Raw genomic sequence first — 4,479 nt, 5'->3', positions numbered from 1 at the left:
CGACAGCACACCGGCTCAGCAACCGCTTGCCGCCTGACCGGGCCCCGCCTGGCAAACACCAGATTTGACAATAACTCCTGCGGGCCGCCGAATGCATCGAACGCAGCGAAGACTTTTGGCAAGGTCGCGCCACCCATGAAGCCGCCAATCAGTAGAGCGATGAGCAGCTTCTCTTTCAGCGTCCTCGACGACGCCGTCGGCATAAAACAAAAAAGGACTACCGCAAGGCAGTACTGCGCACAAAGCCAAAGGAAAACGAAGTTACCCGGGTGAGCCGCCGCAAGTTTGTAATAGCGGTCGATGCAAATGAAGAGCGCAAGTGCAACGATTAACGAGATTACGCCCTGAACTTTCGCTATTTTTGACATGACAGTCGATGGCAGCGCGTCGGTGCAACCCTCCTCGGTCACCTCGACCAGCGACGGCGAGAGAGGGATTTTGGCAGACAGTCGGAGATTCGTCGCTGAATTCAGTCTGACTGTGCTTTGAAACGGACCCAGAGCGAGCGCGCCGTCCTTGTGCTTTCGCTTCAGCATTAGGCATACCGCGCCGTTCGCTTCGGTGAATAAAGGCATTTTCGCGGATTTCGCAACGCTCCTTCGCACGCGCAGGGACGCCCGCCGCCGGCCGTCAGCGAGAGACGCGCCTGCACCGCCTTCGCAATCTCGATGCTTGCGAGTTATCTTCGTCTTTGTAGTAGAGGTGGTCTTAGCCGACAGCCTCGGTCATTCGACGCGGGCTGGACAAACGAACGTTGCTGGAATTATTTACCACGGTATTCGGACGTTTGCGAGCACGCACGATGTCGTTGATGGATTGGCCAGCGCTTTGCAACGGGCACTGAGTAACCCGGCGAATTTGCCTTTGGCTGTGGTCATGGCTAGCTCGACGGCGACCGGAGCGCAGGATATAGGTCATCGCTGTGCCGCGTCGTCCCGGCATCGAACAGCCCCGGCGCCAAATGACCTCGCCGTCGCGTCGCCCGAACCGATAGCGCGCGCGAGATGCGGATAGGCGTCTTCCCGTCCGTTCGACGCGCTGTCTCCATTGCCAGTGCAAAAAGTGCGTGCGTGATTGTCGACCCATCGACCATCACGATGTTCGAACGCGACGCCGAAGCCATGCACACATTGCAATAAGAACGATGAAGCACGCTGCGACGCGAACCGAGAACTCAATTTCTATCTTGATTGGCCCTTCTCTCCGGACCCCAGTAGTACGGGCTCAGCCCACGGGCGCTTGCTCGCATTGCGAAGGTACCTTCGGTATCCGTGCCGAGGCGTGATTGCCGCAAGCTGTGCACTGGCGCCGTCTTCCAAAATTGCAGCGAGGGAGGACTATGCTGGCGAAGCTAGTGACGTCCAAGATACTCGGGATTCGGCATAGCGATTGCGGGCGTTGGCGAGCATAGTTGCCCTGATAGGGAGAGCAATCATGGCGAATGGAGCCGCAGGGTACGAGTATCTCGGCATTCCAAAGGAGTTAGCCGACGTCCTATATCGAGCCGTCCAGGATGTCCAACTTAGCCTCGCTGGTCGGGAGACCACGCCATGGGCACAGCTGACCAGCGTAGCAATCAGCCGGTGCGTCTTGCACTATGCCAGTCTGCATCAAAGGCTCAGGACGGACGACGTGTGTCCTGAAATAGCATGCTCGGAAGTGTTCCACGAGTTCTCTGAGCAACTGCTGCGCGACACGACCGCTGCCGAATGGGGCGTGCCGGCATTTATGGTTCCCGTCGTCGCGGGCACTGTCGCGGCTTGCGGACGGATGGTGGTCGACCGGATGAATAGGCCAACGTGACTCTCGGCTCATGTGACGGGAGCCCGGCGCGCCCTTCAATATTCTCATCGCGCGAAGCGGAGGCCTATCAGGTCTTAACTCATAAGCCTGGAGAGCTCCCGAGCATGGAGACTGTCGCTACTGCGCTGAAGACGAATAGTCGGACGCTGAGACGACGCATCGAGTCAGAAGGAACATCGTTCGTCGACGATGTCCGATGCTCCCTCGCGACTGGATACCTGATGAAAACGACGCTCAGTGCGGACGAGGTCGCCATGCTACTTGGCTTTGCGGACACCGTCAATTTCCGGCGAGGGCTGAAGGGATGGACGGGAAAAGGCCCAGCAGAGATTCGGGACCAGGGCTGAGAACGCGATGCTGAAAACGCGATACTGCGACCGCAACGTCCCTTGCCTCTGATGACGAGAGCGGCGAGTTATTCCGTGGATATGACCGGCGAGTCGATGAGCCGACCGCAATGTCAGTCAACCGTGGGCAAGCAAGCACTGCGTCAGTATCCTGTAACTTGCCAATCAGCGCTTCAAAGTGGACCGGTAAATCGGGCGGACTGCACACGATTCCCACTACCAAAGGTGCGGCGACGGAATTCAAAAGCATCACTATCAAAAGCCATCTTTTTCTCACGACCTTCGGTGCCGTCACGGCGAAGCGCCATGCACGGTATGGACTCAAACAATATTAAGCAAGGAACCATTGAAGGACACCTTCGAAGCTGCAGCTGCCAGAGCTTAGACAAACGCTCAATCGAGTGAGCGCTCCTCGGAAAAAAGCGCCGCTTCTACCATGGCGCGGGATGTGCCGCGCTTGTCAATAAGATAATCATCCCGGTTTTTACCTACAATCCAGTGTGGCGCCCTTCCGCGTCCGCTCCATGTCGCGCCGCTGAGCGGGTCTCGATATCTTGCTGTTGGTTCCGATGGCTGCTCGCGTGGTTCGCTACCCATTAGTTCATTCAGGGTAATGCCGTACTCGCGCATTTTCTGAACAATTTCCCGCAGTGTATGCTGTGTTTCTTTTTCTTTGGCTTCCGGCAATTGCTTGTCCAACGCTTCTTGCTGTGCCTGCAGCTGGGCGATTTCAACGCTGTGATATGCCATAGTTTCGATGAATGCGCCTGATTTCGGCGACTGTTAGAATCGTTGCTCACATTTTACGACATGTTGAAATTTGAACAGCTCGGTTCTCTGAAGCAGCAGCTCGAGCAACAAGCCAAGAGCGCGTCGAAGAAGGAAACTGCAAACAAGCAGCGGCCAGCGACGACCACTCCTTCGGCGCTCCCTGACACCGTCGTCCACACGATTAAGAAGCTACAGAAGCGCTTCCCGCGTGCGCTCCCGAAAGGTCGTGCGCCCAGGCTTCCGCTGAAGGTCGGGATAATGGACGACCGTTCAGCGCTTTCGGCGGACCTTGGCGCCTTGGACCGTGAGTTGAAGAGCGCGACTGAGATATGGCGCAGAGAGCCGCACGCCTGCCGACACTGTCCGTGCGCAGCAACCACGGGGAAGACGTTCGACTCGCACGACCACGTCCGCCTCCACAACTCCAAAATCGGTCGCGTAAGCAGTTCATCTCGGCGAACTGCTGTCCAACGACCGCACCGAAGGCCCGCATCTGCACGCGCGTTGTTGATTGCTTGGGTTGGCGGTGAGCGTCGGGGCTAGGCAGCCTACGGACATCTACGCCTCAACCTGATTGTTTGAGCCACCGCCTCTTTGCGCCTTTTTGGCCTGCGCCTTGGTCTTCTTACTGGCCGCTTTTGTCGACGCCGGAGCTTGAGATGCTGCAGCCGAACCCTGGAGCTTTGCGCCCGGCGCGCTCTTGCTGGCTTCGTCTGCGCTTTGCCTCTTTCCTTTCTTCAGGGGGGCGCTCTTCTTAGGAGTTCTGGACTTGACAGTGCGGGGGTCTGCGACGGCTCCATCCGGTGCTGGCGCCGTAGTGCCGTTTCGAAGCTGCGACGACGCCAATTGCCAGTAGTGTTCGTCGCGGCCGTCAGGCCGGCCGTCGGCTTCCCACAGCAGATACGCGCGATGTCTGATGCTTTCTTCGGGCGGAGTCGAATTCATGGTTTTCGAATAGATAGACGACGGTGAATTCAGGAGATTGAACGATAACAGATGCGGAAAGAGTAGCGGCCCATAAATGAGCATCCTTTCCGCACATGTTCGTTTCGGAAATGACCCGTGCCGTGCCCATGCCTAAAGCACGCTGTATTTGTAACCGTGGCGCTCCGACCCTGCACAACCGGACCGATTCATCTTCGACCATGCACGACCTGACCCAGCACTTCGTTGGTCTGTAATGTTGAAGGCCGCAACGCTCGTTAAAGTCGTGTTCGACAACCGGGCTTCGCCTCGTCGAGAAACGAGCGGGGAAAGCTGAGCCAGGTTTTTGAGGCGGCGGCGAGACGTAATCGCGAATCATTCCTTTAGTCCATACCCGCCCCCCGGTCGTTTGGATTTGCGTCCGCCTCGCGCGCGTGGCAGTTTGAAAAAACGCAGTAGGCCGCTCGGCCGCGTTGGAAACAAGCAATCTGCGGAAATGACGTAGATTGGACTTCCTTTTTACCGGGTAGAGCTAGTGCGCTTGTTGATAATATGACGGCGGCCTCAAATCTGAAGTGCAACACCTGTTTCGTATAAGGTGTTGCGATGCACGAAAAGACCCAGTATCAACAGC

At 57.2% G+C, this 4,479-nt stretch carries 5 protein-coding genes; 2 read left to right on the top strand and 3 right to left on the bottom strand.

Translation table 11 applies throughout. The features are described from left to right. The coding region (locus AWB82_RS36120) for a hypothetical protein (protein ID WP_235023593.1) at positions 1–536 on the bottom strand (536 nt) is incomplete at its 3' end. A 1,371-nt stretch (positions 537–1,907) separates the two neighbouring features. Between AWB82_RS36120 and AWB82_RS36110 the strand changes: the two genes are divergently transcribed. Further along, entirely contained in the window at positions 1,908–2,150 is a 243-nt protein-coding gene (locus AWB82_RS36110) for a helix-turn-helix domain-containing protein (protein ID WP_086974031.1), read from the top strand. A gap of 393 nt (positions 2,151–2,543) precedes the next feature. On the opposite strand, the gene AWB82_RS36105 is transcribed toward AWB82_RS36110, so the two are convergent. Beyond that, positions 2,544–2,900: an H-NS histone family protein gene (locus AWB82_RS36105; RefSeq protein WP_086974030.1), complete on the bottom strand. Its 357-nt coding sequence runs from the start codon at positions 2,898–2,900 to the stop codon at positions 2,544–2,546. A 60-nt stretch (positions 2,901–2,960) separates the two neighbouring features. On the opposite strand from AWB82_RS36105, the gene AWB82_RS39320 reads away from it, so the two are divergent. Next, a complete protein-coding gene (locus AWB82_RS39320) occupies positions 2,961–3,464 on the top strand; it encodes a ProQ/FINO family protein (protein WP_086974029.1) in 504 nt (167 codons plus the stop codon). Between the two features lie 15 nt (positions 3,465–3,479). Here the strand turns inward: AWB82_RS39320 and AWB82_RS36095 are convergent, their stop codons facing one another. After that, positions 3,480–3,866 (bottom strand): DUF2934 domain-containing protein, encoded by a 387-nt coding sequence (locus AWB82_RS36095; RefSeq protein ID WP_086974028.1) that lies wholly within the window; start codon positions 3,864–3,866, stop codon positions 3,480–3,482. Between the last annotated feature and the right edge of the window lie 613 nt (positions 3,867–4,479).

The sequence above is a fragment of the Caballeronia glebae genome, from assembly GCF_001545035.1.
GTDB classification, from domain to species: domain Bacteria; phylum Pseudomonadota; class Gammaproteobacteria; order Burkholderiales; family Burkholderiaceae; genus Caballeronia; species Caballeronia glebae.
This window is presented reverse-complemented; position numbering and strand designations above follow the sequence as displayed.